Raw genomic sequence first — 21,859 nt, 5'->3', positions numbered from 1 at the left:
GCCAGCGGCAGGAGCGGTTGCTGGTAGCGTGGTTGGTTGTGCCGCAGTTGTTGCTGCCGCTGTAGCGGCGGCTGCGGTCGTTGTCGCAACCGCTGCTGTTGTTGCAACCGTCAGAGCAGCCACACCACCTTTGCGATTGTAATCATCAGCTTCGCGGTTGTAGTCGCGACCGATTTGCATACCATCTTTGATCAGTTTGTCTTCAACGACAGGGACAACTTGGCCGTTCTTATCGGTGAGTGACCACTCTAGGTTATCGATGTTTTTCTGCGCTTGGCGTGCATCTCGATACGTTGGGACATTGAGGGTCAATTCAGCATCTGTTGCTTCAAAGCGCGCGATGATGGCTTTGCTAGCAATCACTTTTCTTTCGTCGCGATTCACATCAAAGAAAGGTTCATATTTAAACACGATTTGATTGACGCCATCAGGGAGCGTAGCTGTTTCGCCAGATGAGAAAAATCCGCTTGAGTCTGTGATTGGGTCACCTGCATTGACAGAAAGAAGATCAACATTGTCAGGTATTTTGATGGTCACGTCAGCCATCGCAAGGCTACTACAACCGACGAGTAGCGCAGCAGCAATCAGATTGGATGCTTTCATTATTATTTCCCTAGCAGAATATGTGAATCATGATGTGTTCAAGCGAACTCAAGCTGTTTACGTTGAGGTTAGCTCAGTTTTCGGTGTTTAGCTTGCCTAGGTTAGCGACACTTTGCAATCTTGTGATGCACGGGTTGGCTGAATTTCGTTAAAAACTGACATTGGTGTGGTTTATTCGGTGCTTTATTGTGTTTTTAGTTTATATAAATCGCTAGTTCACTGTTTATGTTGTGAATATAAATCAATTTAACCAAATGAAGGAAACCAATATCCCCTCAAATGCAACAGGTGACCTAGCTGGAAGGCGATGAAAATAGTTAACGAAACCGAACAATGCAACGTCCATCTAAATCGCTTGGCTGCTAATGGTTACTATACGTAAATCGAATAGATTAGCTTGGCGATGAAAATTGAATCTAGTAGCATCGCCCCTCAAGCGAGAATCGCTCAACGAGCACTGAATGACCCCGTAAAGAGATGGGTTAAATGAATGGAATCTCAGTGCGATTGTAGTCAATCCTATTGTACTTAAAGAGATTTCATTTGAAGATGTCAAAACGCCCTTTGTCGTTGATCTTGGCCGCGCTGTGTTCGACTTCTCCTGTCATGGCACAAGATTCACCTGCCACCGAACAGCAGAAGCCTCAAGCCAAATCAGCGTTAGCCGATCCTGAAGAACCAACAAAAGCCGAAGAAGCATCAGAAGCGCTTCCGGATAGAAAATTTGCTGCTTTCCCTGTTCCAATTACCGATGATGCGCTAGGCGTAGGCCTAGGCGTAAACGCGATGTATATTCACGATCGTGAAGAAGGTGCGACCAATCCATCGACCAGTATGTTCTATGGTCAATACACAGATTCAGACAGTGGTATGGCCATCATTGGTCACGAGCACGTGTTCGCCCATGATGCCTGGCGTGCAGGATTCTATGCGGGACACTTCAGTCTGAATCTTAAATACACGGGGCGTATCGGTGCTCAGCTTCCGAAAGCCGCCCAATACGCGTCCTATTCCAATTTCGTCTACGGTGAAGTTCGCAAGCAAATTGTCGATGATTTGTATTTCGGTGTGCAAGGGCTGTGGAGCGGCGGCAATGCAGAGCTCAACGAAAAAACCGATCCTGCGATTAAGAAGGCGTTTGAACAAGAAATGAGTGGCAGCAACCACGCCATCGGTTTTCTCATGACCTATGACTCACGAGATAACATGATGGGGGCAACAGAAGGCCTCAATGTCGATCTGAGCACACTTCATTATTCAAAAGATAAACGCACAGGAAAGCCATTCCATCGTTTAGATGCTGAGGTGAGTCAGTATTTCCCCATTGGTGACGATGTCTTAGCGTATCGAGTGATTGGCAAGGAAATGCTGGGTGATGCGCCGGAGTATGAGTTTGTGACGCCTGATTTACGTGGTGCGGACTGGAACAAGTATCGAGGCAGCTCAGTCTACCAGGCTGAAGTCGAATATCGCCACAAGTTTTCTACATTGTGGAGCGGTGTCGCTTTTGCTGGCGCCGCAGTAGTGCGCAACGAAGACCGCCAATTTGCAAACTCAGTGAAGTCAGAAGTGATCCCGTCAGCAGGTATTGGTGTCAGGTATTTACTTAATGCCAAAGAGCGATTTACTGTAGGTGTTGATGCTGCAGTATCGAAAATGGGTAACACCAGCTTCTATATTCGATTTGGAGAAGCGTTCTAACTGCGTACTAATCGCCATTCTGATACTTGCAAATAATCATTGTGAATGAGTGGGTTGCAAGTATTTGCGATGCTTATATTTGGGTGCAATTTATGTGCTATTGTTTTACGATGGTACGCCTATTAATTAATTAATCAAAGGGTTGAGTATGCTGAATATTGAACAGCTAGTGGCATTCGTCGCTGCGGCAGAGCAAGGTTCATTTTCTGCGGCCGCGAGGCATCTTGGTAAGAGTCAAAGCTCCGTGAGTATTGGAGTGAATAACCTTGAGCTCGATTTAGGCATTACGCTTTTCGATAGAAGCACAAAATATCCTAAGCTGACCCCGCAAGGTGAGCGCATGTTAGCACAAGCGAAAGTGTTGTTGCGACAAGCTGAGCGGATCCGCAATTATTCCAAAGCCAGTGTGGACAGCGTCGAAGATACGCTGAAAATTGCCATCGACCCATTGTTGCCATTCTCTTTGCTGGACTCGGCGATTGAGAAAATGTCGCAGCGCTTTCCTTTCACTCAAGTGGATGTATCACGTTTGAGCGCTCACCATCTGACTAACGCTATTATTAACGATGACGTGGAACTCGGTTTTAACTTAGCGGCGGATGCGGTGCCAGAAGGCGTGGACTTTATCTCCATTGCGAATATTGAGTGGGTGTGTATCTGCAGCCCAGATTCCATTTTTGCCGATATGCAGCAAGTCAGCAATGAAACCTTGATTGGTGAGAGGCAGATCGTTTGTCGCAGTATGATGCTGAATAAAGTACTCAAGGCTCAAGGTGCATTCTCACAAGATATCTGGCAAGCCGATGATCAAGAAGATGTGATTAAGCTGGTAGAGCAGGGTATTGGTTGGGCTATCGTGCCTAGAGACTACATCGTCGAAAAGCAAGCCATGGGTACCTTGATCGACTTTAGACCTGAGTTCCAACGCTATGAAATGCTCAACTCTGCCGATGTCCTTTGGAAGTCAAATACTCGCCTGGGGCCTGCGGCTAAGTATCTTTGTGAAATGCTTGGCGTTTTTTAAGCGTAAAGCTTAGGCCACTGACTCAGAAGAAAAACCTCGCGTTTCAACCGCGAGGTTTTTTTGTGGCTGATGGATTTAAGCTCTAAGCTCGTTTGGATACAGATAGACTAAGTTTCGCCCTTGAAGCTTTGCTTGCTGAAGATTTTTTAGTCCGCGACTAAGGGTGCCGTCAGCCGAACCCTCTATGGGTGTCGCTCCGATAGAAACGGTATTGACGATGTCATCTTGAACATCAACCAATGGGCTTTTTTCGACAAGCTGCCTTAACCACTCGAGTTGCTTTTGCGCATCTTCTGGGTCATTGGCACTAAACAGTAGACCAAAATGACCATTGTTGGTGCGTGCCAGACAGCGCGATTGCGGTTTCGGGAAGCTTCTTCTTACAACGTTAGCAACATGTTTGATCGCTTTATCACCAATGGCGCTGCCATAACGGTCATTGATCGCGGTTAAGCCACATACATCAACCACCGCATAAAACAGTGACTCACTATCGCTCGCCCTCGTCAGTTCTTGGCGCAAATGATGCTCGTTTTCTAGACCAGTAAGAGGATCGTTCATCGCCACTTGTTTGCTTAGCAATAGGTTCGCCAACGCCACTTCAGAAAAGTCACGGATAGCGCGCATGAGTCCTTCAAAGGCGTAGAAAACACTTTTGACATAAATAATCCCTATCAAGTTATCGTGGTGATAGAGGGGAAGGGCGTAATGTCGTCCGTTGATCTGCAGTTGCTTTGCTAGGGGATCGTACTCGTTGCTGTAAAGGTAGTTTATGCCACGGGACTTAAAGTACGCCGGTAACTTGTCGAGTTGATAGCTGGCTTTGGTATTGCATGATAATCGATAGTATGGAACTGGTTTGCCGATTCATCGAATAAGCAAAATTGAACGCCACCGTGGTAGGTAAAGCGATCAAAGATATGTTTCAAGTCTTGCTTAAAGGCTGCCATGTTTGTCGCTAGAGTCAGTTGAGACAGCCCTTGATTAAGCTGGAAAGTGATGTAGTTAACCGATATCACTAAAAACAGCAGCGCGAATACGACGATGGCCGTTAGAGAAATCTGGTAAGACGTAAACAGGATATCGGTTTGGCTGGTGCCGGATACGACGACCCAACCTATTGGGTTTCGCGCATCGAAAACGCTTTTCTTTAGCTCGCCATTATAAAAGTAGTCATAGCTGCCACGTGTTCTCCCGGCCTCAATCTGCTCCTTTAGCCCACCTTGATAGCTAATCGAAGAGGTACCAATGCGGTTTGGGTTGGGATGAAATACCAATTTCCCCGTCATGCTGTCAATGACAAAAACATAGCCGTTATTTAATGTTTTTAGGTTCGATAGATATTGCGTGGTGTGCTGAACATCCACTTCAAACCACACTTCGATTGGATTGTGATGCTGAACCTGCTTGATGGCAAACACCCAAATCCCATCGGATTTTTGATAAAGCGTTGAGACGGCGTATTGTCTGGTGAACCCATCAAAAGTATGCCACTCAATATTACGTTTGCTGTTCGCAGTGAGCCGGTCATCATTAAAATTTGCGTATTGATCCGCTTGTCGGTCATAGACTGCAACGCTTTTATATAAATAACTGTTGGCGAGCATTTGATTGGCAAGAGGCGCAAAGTTAGCGGTGCCGACTTGTTGTTGCAACAGATCTACCTTTGCAAAAGTCGCTTCTATCTGCGACCAGATTAAGGCCGTCGCCACTTTTACATTATCTTGAGATTGAGATTTAGCCAGCGATTGAGAACGCAGATAGTGCTGATAGGAGAGGTAAATAAGTACCGCAATTAACACAAAAGTGAGCGGTTTAAACAGGCGGAGCAACAGCTTAGGTAACGACATAACATATAAAACAAATTGAACACTACATCATTACTATCACTGATTATAGATAGCTTTTGAAGCATTAATTTTGCTATCAATAACTGAGATCAATTCCAATAAAAAAGAGCTCAACAAGTGAGCTCTTTATGGGTGATTTGCAATCAATAAATGATAGGTCTGTCAGTTAAGGCTGAGCGGAGTAATGCAAAATCGCCATCGACATAGGCGCTTGCAAGATTTCACCTTCAGCATGACCGACTTCGGCATCTGAAATATGGGTATCACAGATGGTTTTCCAAACTTGATTGCGGTCATTCGGCAGAGAGAAACGAGCCGGAGCTTTGGTTTGGTTGATGAGGTAGACCAGTTCGTCTCCATCTTCACCAATACCGATGTGCAGAGCGACACTGCTTAGTCGGTTCCAATCTTCCATGCTCATTAATTTGCCATCGACGCGACTCCAAAAGATGCGGTTGTCGTTGCGCTTTTCACCGCTGAAGGCGCGGATGAACGGCACCATATACTCTTGGCGTGCAGCAGCATCTCCGCTAGCCATTGTTTGAAATGCTGTTTAGCTTCACTGGTTTCCCAATTGAGCCAGCTTATTTCGTTGTCTTGGCAGTAGGCGTTGTTGTTGCCTTGCTGGGTATGAGAGAGCACATCTGCGGTAAGAATGTGCGGGATACCAAACGAAAACAGCAAAGTCGCCATGAAGTTGCGCTTTTGCTTCTCACGAGTCGCGAGTACAACAGGGTTGTCAGTAGCGCCTTCTACACCATAGTTGTTTGAGCGATTGTCACCATGGCCGTCACGGTTGTTTTCACCATTGGCTTCATTATGCTTATGTTTGTACGAGACAAGATCTTGCATGGTGAAGCATCGTGGTAGGTGATGTAGTTAACGGTTAGCTTATATGGCCAATGGGCAGCGCTATACAAATCGCGAGAGCCCATGATACGAGTTGCGAACTCTTTTAAGTAACCTTGATCGCCACGCCAGAAGCTACGCGTGATATCACGCAAGCGGTCATTACATTCATTCCAACCAAATGGGAAGTTTCCGACTTGATAGCCGTTTGGTCCGATATCCCAAGGCTCGGCAATCAATTTGGTCATCTTGAGGATTGGATCCTGCGCCACTGCGCGGAAAAAGGCGGCTTCACGATTAAAGTGATCGCCATTTCGACCCAATGTTGCCGCCAAATCGAAGCGGAACCCATCGACTTTGAACTCTTGTACCCAATAACGAAGCGTATCCATGACTAAGTTGAGAGCTGGCTGGTAGTTGAGGTCGACTGTGTTGCCACAACCAGTGTAGTTCGCGAAGTACTCGCCATGACGAAGGTAGAACTTGGAGTCCAAGGCTTTTAAGTTAAAGACCGGACCTTGATCGCCACCTTCAGCAGTGTGGTTGTAAACCACATCAAGAATCACTTCGATTCCTGCTCTGTGCAGCTCACGAATGGTGGTTTTGAGCTCTTCTACTGCATCTTGGCGGGCATAGCGTGGATCGGGTGCCATAAACACATAAGGGTTGTAGCCCCAATAGTTCACCTTATCCATTTGTAGAAGGTGAGGCTCGTGCATACAAGCGGCAATCGGCAGTAGCTGAAGAGTGTTGATGTTCTGCTCTTTGTAGAAAGCAAGCATGGCATCACTGACCAATCCAAGATAGGTGCCACGCTCTGAAGTTGGCACTTGCGGGTTGAGCTTAGAAATCCCTTTGACATGCGTTTCAAACAACACCATTTCTTCACGGGGAATGTTGGGTGATGTTACTTGTTGCCAGTCAAAGGTATCATCGACGACCACGCAAGTTGGCAGTTCGAAACTTTTTTCGGCTGAAAACGGTGGGACATAATGCAGTGCTTTGTCTAATGCTTTTGCGTAGGGATCGGCTATGTACTGACGTTCTTCGCACGATTCTATGACAAAGCCATAACGTTGCCCGGCTTTTATGCCGCTAAGGTGAATATGCTTGATTCCGGCATAATTGTTAAAAAGTGGGAACAACTCTTGTTTGTTGTTGTCATCATAGAGAGCGAGATAAATAGCCTCACAATCGGGTGCGTGAATAGCAAAGTTACAACCGGCTTCATCCAGTGTTGCACCCAGCGGATAAGGGCTAGATTGATGTTGCGTCATAGAGATTTTTTCTATTTGTTCGTGAATGACATTAATCTTACTTTCACTAGTTAATAGCTTTGTAAACTTTAGGTCAAGCGAAGATCACAGAATTTTAAATGTAATTTAATTTCAGTTTCCTTACCTAAAAGTTAAAAATAGTGATGCAAAGCATATTGTGCGCGTCAAAACATTACTCCCATCTATGCTACTCCCCCTTGAATTGTGATCTCCCCTAAAAAAACGCCGTACGGTTATTTTTCTACTCCTTTCTCATCCCCCTTAACTATCTATAGGGTGGAGGACGCTTCCATCACACGACTTCGTTAATCTGCAATTGTTCAATCAACTCGGGACCCTAACCGATATTTCAAGACTAAAACGTTTCGGCACTGCCTCCGAAGCGTTTTAGGAAAAATTGAATATAACAATAAGTTAAACGGAGTTTTCTAAATGAAAAAAGTAAGTGTAATTGCTGCTGCAGTGGTGGGCGCATTGGCTTCAGGCGTGGTAATGGCTGAAGATAAAGTACAAGAAGGTTGGCAAGTAAATGGTTACGGTCACCTACTATATAACGTAGGGCAGTCTCTAGCTCTAAACGAAACTTGGGAGCACCGTCGTGACTACCGTGCAGCAGGTGCACCGTTCTCTGGTAACCCAAACCAAGTTGAATTTACAGTGACCAAAGGCAACAACTACGATAACGGTGCTTGGTCTAAATATGTACTGAAAACAGAATACGGTAACAATGAAGGCGGCAATGGCCGTGGTTTCTACGGTTCATCTTCTGGTAACGAAGGCCACCTAGAAACAGGTCAACTTGAGTTTAAAGAAGCATATGTTGAACTAGGTGATCTTTCTTATTTCGCAGAAGGCATGAGCATCTGGACGGGTAAGCGTTATCTGAACCGTCAAGCTGGTATCATCACAAAAGAGTTCTGGAAACAATCTTCTGGTGTAGGTGGTGGTGTTCAGTACAACGACATGGGTATTGCTGTAATGTCGGCAGACTCAGGTGAAGGTAGCTGTTTTGATCCAAACACTGGTAACACAAGCTGTAAGAACAATGGCCTTGACGACAAGCAACGTAGTACAACGATGACTTCTGTAGACCTATACTTCTACGGTGTTGAAGCTCTGGGCGGTCGTTTTGACTTCGACGCAAAAATCATGACTCGTGCGAATGTTGACGCTGACAACACGGCAAAAGACGGTTACGGCCTAGCAGTTACTTACTCTCGTGACTACTATGGTTTTGATGGTTGGACAACTTCTGCAATTACTTACGGTAAAGGCGTAGCGGCTAACCGTGGTGTTAACTTCGGTCAATGGAGTGGTAACTGGCAGAAAGACGATCAATCTATCTTCTTTACGTCTTACGGTGTTGCAAACATTACTGACAATGTTCAGTTGGGTACTGAAGTAACATATTGGAATCTTTCAAACTCTGAAACAGACCAAGTTTGGGGTTCTAAAGATGGTCTTTCTCGTCTAATTGTTGGTGCGACGCCATCATACAAAATCAACGAAAACTTCCGTCTAGAAGCAACGTTGACATACGCTGTTGAGGCACTAGGTGATGATGCTGGTAACCCTGGTTCACCTGCATGGGGTCGTGAAGACAAGAACACTAGTTTCTACTCTGCTACTCTAGCACCAGTATTTACGGTTAATGCTGATTACTGGGGTCGTCCTCAAGTTAAACCATATGTATCGTACATGTCATCAAGTGACAGCAACTACAAATGGAGTAACGGTGCATCTGACAGTTCAGAGACTCGCGTTGGTGTAGAAGCTGAAATCTGGTTCTAATGACATTAGTCAAACTGGATAACTGAGTAATCTAAACAAAGGCAGTCCTAGGACTGCCTTCTTTCTCTTAAATGGTGGAATATTATGAATAAAAATATTTTAGCGCTAGTACTTGGACTTAGTGTGGTAGGGTGTGCGAGTAATAGTGGCGTAGAACCCACCGTGTCAGCTTCGCTTATGGATAAAGAAAGTGTTTGCTGCGTGAGTAAGAAAGATTTTGCTTGGATTAGCCTAGAAAAAACAGAAGATGTCGGTTTTTCAATCGATGAAACCTCGCCAGTATGGAACTTTCAAACGGGTAAGAGTTTCTTCAATGCTTTTGAGTTCTCTCCTCGTTCCGGCAAGGTAAAAGTTACGTTAAGCAGTAAAATGCTCAAAAAACAAGTTCTTGCCCCTGTAGTTCAGTTACTGGATAAAGACTATCAGGTGTCTCGGACTATCCCCTTAGCTGATTTTAAAGTGCAATACTCGGATATGTTCGACGCAAACCGATACATGCATGAGTTTGAAATCGATGCACAAGAGCTGCCTTATATGGTGGTATATACCGATCCGAGCTTGATTGGAAAGACCATTACTGTCCCGCATCCAGCCCGAATTCGAGCAGAAGAGAGTGGCGAGCCGCGACCAATCGTCACCGATCCTAAATTTACATATAGCTATACCGGTGAACTTCATCTTGAGGTTCAAACGCTGAGTCTCGGTTCAAGAGTGACAAAGACATCAAGCGAACAAACTGCTTCAGCAGTAGTAGCGACTGGTACAGCAGTAGCCGTGTCAAATGATAAGGTTGCAGCTCCGGTTAAGATTCAACCTGAAACACAGCAGTATTACCATACCGCAATTGAAAAGGCAGTTGTCGATGGAAACATTCCAAAGGCTCTTAGCCTACTCGATGAAGCTAAAGCACTAGACATTGAAGGTGCTCAAGAGATCTTCGTTAAAGCAATTAATGCAAAATAGCACATTCACAAAATCGTTATTATTAGCCCTGAAAATGCTTTGAGGTAATTTATCCTTCAATGTTTTCGGGGTTTATATTTTTCTCCTCTAACATACCGCCCTCAGGTTCACATCCAATTAACCTCAAAAAGTGACATTGTTCAAATAGCTGGTATTTGTTACTCAAGTGCTGTTTTGCCAAGAAAGTGTGACTTTGGTCATTTTTTACTTGCGTCATTCCGGATTTTCCGTGCTCAACGTCAAATTTCATTCCGCAGTGAAACGAAAAGTTCCAAAACCGTAGCCAACTACTATCGATGAATAAGGGGAGGTGCTTGGAAGTACTGCCACTATTATCAATAACAGCCCCTATTCCATCAAAATTCACATCATTATTCTCCTCTCCGACAACTTTCTCACCACATCCTACATTCTGCTGCCTTTTTGAATGTCGATTGAGAAATATAACGATAAAAATCGGAGTTAATAATGAAAAAATTATGTTTAGTCGCTGCAGCTGTTTCTACTGCACTTGTTGCTGCGCCGTCTTTCGCTGTGGATTATTTTGGTTATTTTCGTGCGGGCACTGCGCTTAGCTCAAACGGAACGGGTGATGCCAACTACGAAAAGCAAAAAGTGGGTCGTCTAGGTAACGAGAACGACAACTACTCAGAGTTCGGTTTTGGTAAAGATCTAAAAACGGGCGAACAAACGTGGCGCGTGGAATCGATGATTGCTTCAGGCAACAGCGGCACCAATGGTTGGCAAGATGGTGACTTCAACGTCGCACAATACAATGTTCAGGCAACGGGTCTGTTCAGTTCAGATAAAGAAGCGACCGTATGGGCCGGTAAACGCTACTACCAACGTCGTGATGTACATATCACGGACTTCTACTTCTTGAACACGTCTGGTACCGGTGGTGGTATCGAGAACATCTCTGTTGGTAATCAAAAACTGTCGCTTGCGTTGGTTGAAGACAGTAGCTCAAAGCAAAAGACGCTTGATGGCAAACAGTGGGTACAAAAACCAGGTACTAACCCAGGAGCAGAAGGTAGCTGGGAACAGCAAGACAAATACAAAGAAGATGAAGTCAAAGGCTATATCGCCGACGTACGTTTGGCGAACATCGGTCTTTGGGAAGACGCAACACTTGAAGTAGCCGGTGCATACAACTTCTCTACAGGCACTGCCTCGGGTAATACCAACGTACAAGCAGACGATGGTGCATTGGTTACCGCTATTCTTCACCAGAATATGGATGCTGGCTTCAACCAGACGGTTGTTCAATACGGTAACAGCGCATACGGCGCACAAATGGCTGACCTAGGTAACGGCGGTAACTTCGATCGTCGCGATGGCGCCAACAACGACGCACAAGGTGTTCGATTGTTAAACTGGGGTGTGATTAGCTTGGTGAAAAGTGGGAAATGGGTCACCAACTGCTTGCTGCTCGCTCAACAGATGCGGCTATCTCAGCGACTAACCGCGCGAAGACGGACCATGATTTGTTCTCTGCGGTCATTCGCCCAATGTACCAATGGACTGACACAGTTCGTACGGTATTTGAAGCGGGTACATACGTTGAGAACTACAGCAACTACGGTAACAAAAAAGGCAGCAAGTTGACGGTTGCGCAAGCTTTCTCTATGGGTGAAGGCTTCTTTGCTCGTCCTGAAATTCGCGTATACGGCACCTACTTAAATGATCGTTCGGACAGCGCACAGCTTGCGGACAAATCAAAGAAAAACGAGTTCCTTGTAGGCGTACAAGTAGAAGCGTGGTTCTAACGTTTTACTCATTAACTTAATAGACGCAGGGCGAAGGTGACTTCGCCCATTTTTGGAGACGAACATGATCAAACTATCGACGACCCTGATTAGTAGCTGCTTGTTACTCGCTGGATGTCAAAGCACTGATGTTGTCGAGCAAGCGCCGCTTCGCGCTCAGGCAACGGTTTTCGATCCCGCTAGCCTGAACGTGCTGGCCATGAAAGCACCAAGTGAACAGACGTTTCGAATTGATGAGAATAGCCAGCGCTATATCATAGACGGCGTCGAGAGTCCGGTTGCTGTTGTCTCACTGCCCCTTACTTCTGGGCTGCTCGATATTACAATCACTAGCCTGATATCTTCTTCTGCCTTTGCTCCTTATGTGGCCGTTATCCGTGATGATGGCAGCGTCGTTGAGCAATATGATTTGAATGAGTTTGAGTATCTGCCTGCACGTTTTCATTTGGGAAATCGATTAGCTCTAAACTTCACATTTGCTGTGCCAAGTACATCCTCAAAGCTCATGCTGGTGGTGTATACCAAGCCAGAAGCGGCGACTCGCAGCGTGACGGTAACCCATCCAGCAAAGCTTGATGCCAAAGCCAGGGGCAACTACTTGCCTGAGGTGAAAGATATTCAGGTGCCTTTTAGTGATCAAGGTGAGGTTATTATTGCTATTGATGGCCGTAAGTCACAGCCCAATCCAACACCAACTGATGAACAAGTCACTCAGAGCAAGATCATTCCGGTAAAAGCAACTCAAGAATCGAGTGAGTTTTACCGTCAAGCGATCACCCATGCCGTTGATAACAACCAGCTAAAAAAAGCAGTAAGTTTACTTGAAGAGGCAGAGTCTTTAGGGGTGGAAGGTGCGCGCGAGGCCTTCAACAAAGCGGTGAATGCGTCTGCTTCCCAGTAAAAAGGAAGAATAATTGACCGATTAGTGTAAAAGCGTGGTGTTGATCGACAATCGCACTTAATTGTTGGCGCAATCAGCCGTTACTATAGAGAGTAACCGTTACCACAAAAGCCGCTCAATTATGTCGACACTTACCATTGCTATTGGCGCTACCAGCTTGTCACTGTTGCTGGTGTTCGTCTGGATGTTCTCCCTTTCACTGCGCAAGAAGCGCATGGAGGAAGAACGTCTTGCGCGCGAAGCCGCCTATCGTCGGGCGATGGAAAAAGCGCGTCAGCAAGAGAGGCAAGATCGCGTCTTTAAGGCGGAGACGGGTCATGTGCCAACCATTCTTTATCTCGCCAAAGAGGCCGAGAGAACCAAACCTAACGAAGCGCTGTATTGGTATCACAAAGGTGCAGAGCTCGACAATATCACCTCTATGTATGGCATTGTGCGACTTAGTGACAAAAAACGTGAAGATCTTGTCCTTCGTGAACAAGCTAATTATTGGCGATTGTGTATCGCTGGTGCCGAAGGTGACGTGCACGCTAAATTTGAAGCTGCGAAAGCGCAAATATTTGGTCAAGGGGTTGAGCGCAATATCCCAAGAGGCGTCGCCAAAATTCAAGAGGTAGCTGAAGAAGGCAATCTTGAAGCGATTCTGTTTATGGGCGATTGGAGCATTTCTCCTGAGAACCCAATACCATCGCCAAAGCAATCCACTCAGTGGTTTGAGAAAGCTGCGGACAAACAAAGTGAAGAGGGCATGACTAAGCTTGGGCTCAACTTCTTAAATGGGGTGGGTGTTGAGCAAGACAGTCAGCGCGCTTGCTACTGGCTTGAACGTGCTGCAGAAAAAGGCAATGTTGAAGCCATGTATTTTGCCGGCGAAGCGTGGCGTGATGTAAAACCAAATGGGGCAGCTATTGCCTATATTTGGCTATTTATGTCCGCTTATATGGCTATGAGCCCGCTAAATCGGCACGTGATGCGGTAGGCAGTACGTTGGGCGTTGATTCCGTGGTTGGGCTGCAGTCACTCGCCAAGCCTGTTTTGAAAAAATTGCAGTTTGGACCGGTAGTCAAACACTCGTTGATTCGTGCCCTCAATAAACTCTACAAACGGGACTTACCTTTATTTGGCTTAGTGCGGGATAGCGAAGAGGAAACGGCCGCGACAACTCAACACCAAGTACCGCCAGAGGCAACGTCCAGCGAGATTGAGAGCAATAGCTCTTCAAATGTTGAGGACGCTTCAGAAGACGCGGCAAACTCATACAACTACTCCAGTTATGATACTCACTATTCCTAGAGCGATATAATCCAATCAAATTTGTTTTTATACTTATCGCTAATGATATTAAGTAGTCATATGTGAGATTCTGTTTCACATATGTAGCCTTTTTCTTTCCTTAATGTGCATTGAGATGGATTTTTGGGTGATGTTCGTGTGATCGGTATCACTCAATGTATGCCCCTGACACTTCCATGACAAAAACAATGTTCAAAAAAATATTCTGAGCTCAGTTTCGGTGTGACTTTCAAGGATGCTTGGCAGTGGCCTTGTCGTTCGCACATTAAATCCGTGCCATTTTTGGCATTCCTGTTCTATACGGAGCTTTTAATGAAAACTTTTAAAATGACATTAGCAGCGGCACTTGTTGCTGCAGTAGCACTTCCAGCAAGCGCAAACTACGTTGACGTTCGTGGTGCGTACAACACAGAAGCAAAAACTTATGAAAGCCGTGTTCGCGCGGGCATGGGCTTTGCTGAAGACTGGGAAATCCACCTAGAGGGTACTCAAGGTCACGACAAGAACTTCTTCAGTCAAGATGACCACAAAGTAGCCGCGTTCGAGACTGAACTAAACTACAACTACGCAATCAACGACAACGTAACCCTAACTCCTGGTTTCGTATATTGGAACGGTACTAGCCATTCTGAATACCGTCCTTACCTAAAAGCGACTTACGCAACAGGTAACTTCTACACCGCAGCTCGTTACCGTTTCCAAGCGGCAACTGACGGTAAAGAGAACACAAACCAAGTTGATGCATGGGTTGGTTACAACGTTTCTGATTTCAACCTAGAATATAACCCAGCTTACATCGCGCAAAACAATGGCGGTAAGATCAACAGCGATCTTTCTCGTGCAGACAGCAAGTGGGAACACACATTCCAAGTGAAATACACTGGTTTCGACACGTGGGCACCTTACCTAGATTACCAAATCCTAGACAAGACTTACGTAAGCCAAAACGCGGAAGTGAAAACTGAAAACCGCGTTCGTGTGGGTGTAACGTTCAACTTCTAATCTGATGTAATCAGAGAGAACGAATTGAATATCGAAACGCTGCTCAAGCATTGAGCGGCGTTTTTCTATTTTTGGCTAATCTAATTGCAATTTATTTGTTACGCATGACGCTTTTCCAATAGCGACTTCACCAGCTGCTGCACCCAAGTTAATGCTGAATTACGTGCCATTTTGCTCGGCCAAACCATGTATGTGTCAAAGGTTTTAGTCTCAAAAGGGAACGGCAGTGATTGTAAATGGAACATCTCACCATATTCCTCAAATAACGTCTCTGGGACGGTCGCAATCGCTTGGGATTGAGAAATAGCAGGCAACATACCGAGTAGGGATGAATGTTGGCTGTGGGGGCGTCTAGGAGGTAAAACATCGCTGACTAACCACTCAACAAAAGTGAGATTATCGCGGCGAATGTTCAGAAGCGCATGGCTTTCCTCCATGTAGACTTGTTTGGTCATTTGGCCATTTTTGAGTCGAGGATGGTGCTGACTTGCAATGCAGACCAGACCATCACTGTGCAATAGCTGTGACTGGAAAACGCGTCCGTCAGGTGGGGCGACGTCAATGACAAGATCGACTTTTTCCAGCCTTAAGTCCTCATAAATACGCGCATCATTGGGCGGTAGCTCCTTTAGGATTAAAGAGATGCCAGGGTACTTTTCTAGAACATGGAGCTGTTTTTGAAGTCGTAGTAACGCTGCTTCATGGCAATAAATCACAAAGCTTCGTCGGCTAGTAAGTGGATCGAAACTGTCTAACCCTTCCATAACCTTATCGATTCCCAACATATGCTCGTGTATGTGCTCGTATAAGTCGACCGCAAATCGTGTCGGTTTAATTCCTCGTCCCGTTCGGGTAAACAGTTCACTGCCAAGTGCACCTTTTAGCCTCGAAAGTGCGTTACTGACTGACGATTGTGTTAAATCCAATTCTTCAGCCGATTTGGTGACAGACTGGGTTTCATAGGTCGATACAAACACACGCAACAAGTTGAGATCGAACTTCTTGCTATTTTGTTTATTCGAAACCATGGTGCTTCCTTGCAAATTTGTTGTAATGGTTGGATGACCGACATGAGTGGCTCGGTCAGTCCAAGTTCTTCTTAAATCTTAGCGCAGCCACAACAATACCGATGAAGGTAAACCCGGCAAGCCAAAGTGTATCTCGCCATACGTCTGCTAAATCAGCACCGCGTAAAATAATCCCTCGAATCATGCGCATAAAGTGAGTGGCTGGTAGAGCTTCTGCAATCCACTGGGCGGCATTGGGCATGGCTTCGTAGGGGAACATAAAACCAGACAGTAGAATTGAGGGAAGCAAAATAAACACCGTCATTTGCATCGCTTGGAGCTGGGTCTGAGCGATGGTTGAAATCACCAAACCCAAGGTGAGGCTAGCGGCAATAAACAGCAAGCTACCGAGTAATATTTGGCTGATTTGTCCATTAATAGGAACGCTGAAAATGAGGTAGCCTAAGCCTAGAATAATGAAAATTTGGATAAGACCGATGAAGATATAGGGCACGATTTTGCCAATCATCAGCTCAAGCGAATGGATTGGCGTGGTGATAAGTAGCTCTAAGTTGCCCCGCTCTCGTTCGCGCACGATGGCTGCGCTGGTAAACAGGATCATGGTCATGGTCAATATCACCCCGAGTAGCCTGGCACGATGTTGACCGCAGAACGTTGACTCGGGTTATACAGCAAGGTTGCTTCAAAGGTTTTGGTTTGGTTGGGTTGATACCCTGCAATGGCAAATTCCGCAATCGGCATCGTTTGTAGGGAGAGCAAGGCTGCACTTACCATGGTATCAGAGCCATCCACAAGCCACTGCCAAGTGTTTCTTGGTGTGTGATACGCTGAGTTAGATTGGTTGGTAGTATTAATGCGGCGCGCACGACGCCTTCTCTTATCGCCGTTTCTGCTTCCTTAACAGTGGCGTATTGAGCTTTGACATTCACCACTTGAGTGACTTTTACGGCTTCAACAATCACTCGGCCAGGCGCCGATTCACTTTTATCCACGATAGCGACGGGAATATTGCGCACGTCTGTGTTCATGGCAAAACCAAACAGAATCAGTTGAATGAGTGGGATCATAATCACCATCCCAAAGGTGATGCGATCACGTGAAAGTTGGCGGATCTCTTTCACCATAATGGCGCTCATGCGAGTGAAACTTTTCATTGTCGACCTTCTCCTGTGACAGAGACAAAGACATCTTCAAGGCTAGGTCTCGCAGGTGTGAGTTCGCAGTTTTCAAGCTCGGGAAATGTGTTAATGAGCCACTTAATAGGGTCGGTAACTCTCTGGTAGATGAGTACACGCAGTCGAATACCAAGCTGAGCGGCGGAGCGTACTTCTGGGCATGCGATGAGGCGCTCTTTTAATGCTCTAAGGTTCTGCGCTTTTACTTCAATGATGTTGACACCCATGTTGTTCATTAGGGTTTCCGGTTCGCCATCGGCGCGCATCTCGCCGGACTCCATAATGGCTAGGCGATGACAGCGCTCTGCTTCATCCATGTAGTGAGTGGTGACCAGTATTGTGGTGCCTGATCACTAAGATCAAACAGCTGTTCCCAAAAGTCGCGACGATTCTCAGGATCAACGGCGGAAGTGGGCTCATCTAAAAACAGCAATTCGGGACGATGCATGGTGGCACAGGCGAGCGAAAGCCGTTGCTTCTGCCCGCCACTCATGCCGCCGACACGCTGTTTCTGGAGATCAGTGAGCCCATAGATGGTCATTTGCTCGGCGATTCGTTGTTTCAGTAACGCTCTATCTAAGCCAAATATTTGGCCTATAAACTGAAGGTTTTCGAGAACGGTTAAATCATCATAGAGAGAGAATTTTTGCGTCATATAGCCAATTTTGAGCCGGAGTGCTTCAGATTGTTCTGGGATCGGTAAGCCGAGCACGTTGACCTCGCCTTCGGTGGGTTTTAGCAAACCTGTGAGCATGCGAATTGTCGTGGATTTTCCGCATCCGTTTGGCCCTAAAAAGCCGTAGATACTGCCTTTGGGTACAGATAGGTTAATTCCATTGATGGCGGTAAATTCACCAAACTTTTTGACTAGGTTAGTCGCTGTTACTGCAATGTCTGTCATTTATTTTAGCCCTTGCAAGTCAACTTGAGCGGGTACGCCAGTCGGCAGGCTTTCTGCACTCTCTGGAAGGTCAATTTCGGCTAAATACATAAGTCGAGAGCGTTCGTCTTCTGTGAGGGCATAGTAGGGCGTGAACGAAGGGTCGGCAGCCACCCAGCGCACGGTGCCAGCCAGCACCTCATCGAGACCGTCTACGTGAACATTAACTTGTAGTCCAGGAACAAACTTTACCCGAACCGAAGAAGGCACATAGACTCGGGCATAAGGAATACGGTCTGCAAGCACCACGGCAACAAATGCGCCAACGGAAACACGCTCACCTAGGTTGTATGGAAGGCTATCTAAGATGCCATCTCGAGTGGCGGTAATCGTTAACTCATCAAGCTGTTGAGTTTGCAAAGCGACATCGGCTTTAGCGGCGGCAAGCGCGGCTTCTGCTTGAGTAATGTCTTCGGGTCTAGAGCCTGCGGTGAGTTTGGAAAACTCCTCTTTGGCAGAGTTTAGCTCGGCTCTGGCAGTATCACGGCTGGCGACCGCTTGGTCTTTTTGCGATTGGCTGGCGAGTTTTTTTCGCACTAGCTCAGAGGCGCGGGAATAGTTTTTTTGAGCTTCGGTCAGTTTCGCTTCTGCCATATCGACTTGTGCTTTTGCGGCAGCAATGTCTTCCGGTCTCTCACCATTGGTTAGGCGCAGCAAGTAAGCACTCGCTTTAGCTTCTTCGGCAATAGCATGTGCCAGCACAGCTTCTTGACGTTTAGTATCAAGACGGACGAGTACATCACCGGTTTTAACGCGGGTTCCCTCTCTTACAGGAAGCTCACGAATGATCTCATTGGCCGTGGAAGAAAAAGAAATACGGTCTCTTTCCAGTGTGCCTAATGCCTTGCCGTTGTCATCGTTTTGGCAGCCAAGGAGCGCTAAGACTAGTGGAATAATGACGAGCAACGAACGTTTCATATCTAACCCTTCTAATGGAGATCTACTATCAATATTAGAAGGGTGCTGGTTATTTTCTAGCTGAATTTCATCAAGTTATGAAGTCAAGTAGCTTTTGAGCAATTCGATGACTGGATAGATTTCTTTCGATTAATTTTGTGTCCATCTTTCCAGTCGCCACCACTTGCTTCCACTGCTCAAACATGCCGTGAAACCCTTTGCTCGCGAGCATTGGCGTCCAGTCTTTAAGCTGAATCTGAGTGGTGCAATTATCTTGGTAGCACTCGCCATTGACAAATGAATCGAATCGATAGGCTCGGTCTTGATGACAACTACTAATCACTTCTTGGGTCATGCCAAACTGACGATTCATTGAAGCTTCGAAAAGGGCACCATGTTGCTGCCATTTGATGTCGATTCTCGCCAGTTTTTCGCCATCCTTTTGATAGTGAATATCGATATCTTCAAAGTCGATGTCACCATGTATGTTGATGCTATCCAGTGGGTGAATAAAGTCGTCAAATAAGAATGTTTTCGCTTCGCCGGGTAAGGCGTGACGATGTTTTTCCCAACGCAGTGAGCGCAGTGAAGCGATATCAGACAGGCTATGTTCTTGAATAAGCGGCAAATGGCGTCGGTTGAAGCCGATATAGAGCGGGACTTGTTTCTGCTCCGCTAACTGATACAGCGCTTCACACTCTTGGTAACTATCCGCCAATGGTTTATCAACAAAGGTCGCGATTCCATGCTCTAGGAAGTAACGCGCGATTTCAGGATGAATCGATGTTGCCGCGTGTATCATGACCGCATCCGGTTGAAAATTGAGTAGGGCTTGGTAACGAGTGGTCGTCTCTGCTACGCGATATTGCTGAGCGAGTGCATTAAGAGTACTTGCATCGCGAGTACAAAATATTGGTTGGATATCGGGCTGTGACGTGGTGAATGGTAGGTAGGCTTTTTGGGCAATATCACCCAGCCTATGTGTGCAATTTTCAATATAAGCCTCGGAATTGATGGTATTTTCGATAATCTACAATGCCATTATGAACACAACTCCAGCGATTGTGAATTTTACTACGACATAGGTAGAAGAATTTGTTGCGGATGTTTTTAACTGGTTGTTAAACGTAATATAGTTTTTTCTAAATTGTCTGAAACCACATCACGTATTGACACTCTTTTGCCGCTTCTGACTAGTACCTGATATAGGGATTTCGTAGATTATCAATCAGGACAAGGCAAAGACCGCCACTGCGCTATGGAACACTGCACTATCATGAAAGATCAACTCACAATCTCAATTTCAACGATTAATGGCTCCTCTCATTGGCAGCTCAGTAAATCGATGCGTCGCAGCTTAAAGAGCTTGGCGGGGATCGGGTTGGTGTCAGTGCTAGGCGCCGTGCTGCTTATTCAGCATTTGTATCAGGTGGTGGATTACGCGGAGTTAAAGCAGGCGGAGCTTGCCAGTGAATCACAAACGCTTGGGGATGAGTTGGCTAATTTGCAAGATCTTAAACAGACATTGCAACAAGATCTCTCCGAGCGTGAAGAGCGAATTAGTTTAGTCTCAGAGCGCCTAGCCGATTTGGAAAAGGTATTGGGCGTCGCTGACTCACCAGAAAATATCGACTTGGATTCAAGACTTGATGTGGCGGCGATCCACTCAAGTGTGCGCATGACGATGCTCAACCAGATCCCAAGTGGTTCTCCTGTGGGTAAAGAGCGCATCTCGTCGCAGTTTGGTAAACGAAAGCACCCGGTGACGGGCAAGCTAAAAATGCACCGTGGTATGGACTTTGCGGTCAATACTGGTACAAAAATTTACGCACCAGCGGATGGCGTGGTTGAAGTGACAAGACGCAGTAAGAAAGGGTCGGGTAACTTTCTTAGATTGCAGCATTCGTTTGGTTTCTCCAGTTCATACTCTCACTTAAAGGGCTTTAAAGTCCGCCCGGGACAGTTTGTTCGTAAGGGAGAGCTCATTGCCATTTCTGGTAATAGTGGCCTGTCATCGGGTCCGCATTTGCATTATGAAGTTCGCTTTGTTGGGCGAGCACTTGACCCTAAGCCATTCGTGGAGTGGGGCGTAAACGATTTCGAAGATATCTTTAAAAAGGAGCGAGCAATACGATGGGAATCTTTAGTAAAAACAGTGGAACAAAGAGTCGCTCAGCAGCTTCAACTCTCATCGCCAAAGGCTGTGTTATTAGCGGAAAACTCAAACTAGAAAATGACATCCAAGTCGACGGTGTCGTGGAAGGTCAGTTGCACATTGAAGGCGTGATGGTCGTGGCTGAATCGGGTCGAGTAAAAGGCGAGGTATTTGCTAAACAATTGATTGTTAATGGCATACTGGAAGGCGATTGTCACGCTGAGCAGATCCAAATTTTGGCAAATGGTCGTGTCAAAGGCAAAGTGTGGAGCAACAATCTAAGCATTGAACCGGGTGGTAAATTCTTTGGTGAAACCGCAGAGCTTCCTGAGAAAGAAGTGGTCACTTTAACTAGCCAGGCTAAGAAAGAGGCCAATCCAGCATCTCCTGCATCCAAAAGTTCACCGCAACCTGCATCGGCATCAGGTGTTAATCAAGTGAAGCCGTCGACTAAAGCGGTGAAAACGGCTTAACTCAACACAATTCTATGGCGCCTCAAGCCTCTATTGAGGCGCTTTTCCTTCTTAATTGACATGGCCTTTTTGCGACGTTCAATACGCTATACTTTGTATTAGGATGTCAGTGCTAACTTACTTTGGTGACATTGTCACTTTCTGTGGTCTAGGACATTTTACACACCC

The 21,859-nt window shown here is 46.1% G+C and carries 15 protein-coding genes and 5 pseudogenes; 10 read left to right on the top strand and 10 right to left on the bottom strand.

Annotation, left to right across the window (positions count from 1 at the left end; genetic code table 11):
* A partial coding sequence (locus TZ48_RS20025; RefSeq protein WP_112480415.1) for a DUF2057 family protein occupies positions 1-603 on the bottom strand: 603 nt, incomplete at its 3' end.
* A gap of 549 nt (positions 604-1,152) precedes the next feature.
* On the opposite strand from TZ48_RS20025, the gene TZ48_RS20020 reads away from it, so the two are divergent.
* The gene (locus tag TZ48_RS20020; protein ID WP_112480414.1) at positions 1,153-2,304 is read left to right on the top strand and encodes a BamA/TamA family outer membrane protein; all 1,152 of its coding nucleotides are present in this window, start codon (positions 1,153-1,155) and stop codon (positions 2,302-2,304) included.
* 148 nt (positions 2,305-2,452) lie between these two features.
* Complete coding sequence (locus TZ48_RS20015; RefSeq protein WP_112460646.1) at positions 2,453-3,328, top strand: LysR family transcriptional regulator; 876 nt, start codon at positions 2,453-2,455, stop codon at positions 3,326-3,328.
* A gap of 75 nt (positions 3,329-3,403) precedes the next feature.
* Here TZ48_RS20015 and TZ48_RS20010 read toward each other — a convergent pair whose 3' ends face one another.
* The 3 genes and pseudogenes from TZ48_RS20010 to glgX form a co-directional block, all read right to left on the bottom strand.
* Positions 3,404-3,955 (bottom strand): GGDEF domain-containing protein, encoded by a 552-nt coding sequence (locus TZ48_RS20010; protein ID WP_112480413.1) that lies wholly within the window; start codon positions 3,953-3,955, stop codon positions 3,404-3,406.
* A 143-nt stretch (positions 3,956-4,098) separates the two neighbouring features.
* Positions 4,099-5,178, bottom strand: coding sequence for a PDC sensor domain-containing protein (locus tag TZ48_RS20005; RefSeq protein ID WP_112480412.1), 1,080 nt, complete (start codon positions 5,176-5,178; stop codon positions 4,099-4,101).
* 166 nt (positions 5,179-5,344) lie between these two features.
* A pseudogene (glgX, locus tag TZ48_RS20000) lies at positions 5,345-7,304 on the bottom strand (glycogen debranching protein GlgX).
* A gap of 432 nt (positions 7,305-7,736) precedes the next feature.
* On the opposite strand from glgX, the gene TZ48_RS19995 reads away from it, so the two are divergent.
* Positions 7,737-9,095 (top strand): carbohydrate porin, encoded by a 1,359-nt coding sequence (locus TZ48_RS19995; protein ID WP_112480411.1) that lies wholly within the window; start codon positions 7,737-7,739, stop codon positions 9,093-9,095.
* Between the two features lie 84 nt (positions 9,096-9,179).
* The gene (locus TZ48_RS19990) at positions 9,180-10,058 is read left to right on the top strand and encodes a MalM family protein (RefSeq protein ID WP_112480410.1); all 879 of its coding nucleotides are present in this window, start codon (positions 9,180-9,182) and stop codon (positions 10,056-10,058) included.
* 49 nt (positions 10,059-10,107) lie between these two features.
* Here TZ48_RS19990 and TZ48_RS19985 read toward each other — a convergent pair whose 3' ends face one another.
* Positions 10,108-10,425, bottom strand: a complete 318-nt coding sequence (locus TZ48_RS19985) for a hypothetical protein (RefSeq protein WP_112480409.1) — start codon at positions 10,423-10,425, stop codon at positions 10,108-10,110.
* Positions 10,426-10,526: 101 nt separating this feature from the next.
* Here TZ48_RS19985 and TZ48_RS19980 point away from each other — a divergent pair.
* The 4 genes and pseudogenes from TZ48_RS19980 to TZ48_RS19965 all read left to right on the top strand — a co-directional run bounded on the left by TZ48_RS19980 (position 10,527) and on the right by TZ48_RS19965 (position 15,023).
* A pseudogene (locus tag TZ48_RS19980) lies at positions 10,527-11,827 on the top strand (carbohydrate porin).
* Positions 11,828-11,891: 64 nt separating this feature from the next.
* Positions 11,892-12,728: a MalM family protein gene (locus TZ48_RS19975; RefSeq protein ID WP_112480408.1), complete on the top strand. Its 837-nt coding sequence runs from the start codon at positions 11,892-11,894 to the stop codon at positions 12,726-12,728.
* Between the two features lie 121 nt (positions 12,729-12,849).
* Positions 12,850-14,021, top strand: a pseudogene (locus TZ48_RS19970) (tetratricopeptide repeat protein).
* 312 nt (positions 14,022-14,333) lie between these two features.
* A complete protein-coding gene (locus TZ48_RS19965; RefSeq protein WP_112480407.1) occupies positions 14,334-15,023 on the top strand; it encodes an oligogalacturonate-specific porin KdgM family protein in 690 nt (229 codons plus the stop codon).
* A gap of 98 nt (positions 15,024-15,121) precedes the next feature.
* Here TZ48_RS19965 and TZ48_RS19960 read toward each other — a convergent pair whose 3' ends face one another.
* The 5 genes and pseudogenes from TZ48_RS19960 to TZ48_RS19940 all read right to left on the bottom strand — a co-directional run bounded on the left by TZ48_RS19960 (position 15,122) and on the right by TZ48_RS19940 (position 20,060).
* The gene (locus tag TZ48_RS19960; protein ID WP_112480406.1) at positions 15,122-16,051 is read right to left on the bottom strand and encodes a LysR family transcriptional regulator; all 930 of its coding nucleotides are present in this window, start codon (positions 16,049-16,051) and stop codon (positions 15,122-15,124) included.
* A gap of 55 nt (positions 16,052-16,106) precedes the next feature.
* A pseudogene (locus tag TZ48_RS19955) lies at positions 16,107-17,205 on the bottom strand (ABC transporter permease).
* Positions 17,202-18,127 (bottom strand): annotated as a pseudogene (locus TZ48_RS19950) (ABC transporter ATP-binding protein). Before TZ48_RS19950 ends, TZ48_RS19955 begins: the two co-directional pseudogenes overlap by 4 nt.
* On the bottom strand, positions 18,128-19,084 hold the full coding sequence (locus TZ48_RS19945) for an HlyD family secretion protein (RefSeq protein WP_112480405.1): 957 nt from the start codon (positions 19,082-19,084) through the stop codon (positions 18,128-18,130).
* A gap of 70 nt (positions 19,085-19,154) precedes the next feature.
* Positions 19,155-20,060 carry a Gfo/Idh/MocA family protein gene (locus TZ48_RS19940; RefSeq protein WP_112480404.1) on the bottom strand — a complete coding sequence of 302 codons (906 nt, stop codon included), beginning with the start codon at positions 20,058-20,060 and terminating at the stop codon, positions 19,155-19,157.
* A 279-nt stretch (positions 20,061-20,339) separates the two neighbouring features.
* Between TZ48_RS19940 and TZ48_RS19935 the strand changes: the two genes are divergently transcribed.
* Together TZ48_RS19935 and TZ48_RS19930 are read left to right on the top strand one after the other, a co-directional pair.
* Positions 20,340-21,293, top strand: a complete 954-nt coding sequence (locus TZ48_RS19935) for a M23 family metallopeptidase (RefSeq protein WP_112480403.1) — start codon at positions 20,340-20,342, stop codon at positions 21,291-21,293.
* Entirely contained in the window at positions 21,197-21,691 is a 495-nt protein-coding gene (locus TZ48_RS19930; protein ID WP_112480402.1) for a bactofilin family protein, read from the top strand. The genes TZ48_RS19935 and TZ48_RS19930 overlap by 97 nt, the downstream gene beginning before the upstream one ends.
* The last annotated feature ends 168 nt before the right edge of the window (positions 21,692-21,859 follow it).

Origin of the sequence: Vibrio variabilis (assembly GCF_003263785.1) — a bacterium.
Classification (GTDB): Bacteria; Pseudomonadota; Gammaproteobacteria; order Enterobacterales; family Vibrionaceae; genus Vibrio; species Vibrio variabilis.
Note: the sequence above shows the minus strand (reverse complement) of the source record. Positions and strands in the feature narration are given on the sequence as shown.

Bases quoted from the DNA above. Each gene is read 5' to 3' on its own strand.
- TZ48_RS20005 (WP_112480412.1), bottom strand. From the start codon at position 5,178: ATGTCGTTACCTAAGCTGTTGCTCCGCCTGTTTAAACCGCTCACTTTT.
- TZ48_RS19995 (WP_112480411.1), top strand. From the start codon at position 7,737: ATGAAAAAAGTAAGTGTAATTGCTGCTGCAGTGGTGGGCGCATTGGCT.
- TZ48_RS19960 (WP_112480406.1), bottom strand. From the start codon at position 16,051: ATGGTTTCGAATAAACAAAATAGCAAGAAGTTCGATCTCAACTTGTTG.
- TZ48_RS20020 (WP_112480414.1), top strand. From the start codon at position 1,153: ATGTCAAAACGCCCTTTGTCGTTGATCTTGGCCGCGCTGTGTTCGACT.
- TZ48_RS20010 (WP_112480413.1), bottom strand. From the start codon at position 3,955: ATGCGCGCTATCCGTGACTTTTCTGAAGTGGCGTTGGCGAACCTATTG.
- TZ48_RS19965 (WP_112480407.1), top strand. From the start codon at position 14,334: ATGAAAACTTTTAAAATGACATTAGCAGCGGCACTTGTTGCTGCAGTA.
- TZ48_RS20015 (WP_112460646.1), top strand. From the start codon at position 2,453: ATGCTGAATATTGAACAGCTAGTGGCATTCGTCGCTGCGGCAGAGCAA.
- TZ48_RS19945 (WP_112480405.1), bottom strand. From the start codon at position 19,084: ATGAAACGTTCGTTGCTCGTCATTATTCCACTAGTCTTAGCGCTCCTT.
- TZ48_RS19975 (WP_112480408.1), top strand. From the start codon at position 11,892: ATGATCAAACTATCGACGACCCTGATTAGTAGCTGCTTGTTACTCGCT.
- TZ48_RS19935 (WP_112480403.1), top strand. From the start codon at position 20,340: ATGAAAGATCAACTCACAATCTCAATTTCAACGATTAATGGCTCCTCT.
- TZ48_RS19990 (WP_112480410.1), top strand. From the start codon at position 9,180: ATGAATAAAAATATTTTAGCGCTAGTACTTGGACTTAGTGTGGTAGGG.
- TZ48_RS19930 (WP_112480402.1), top strand. From the start codon at position 21,197: ATGGGAATCTTTAGTAAAAACAGTGGAACAAAGAGTCGCTCAGCAGCT.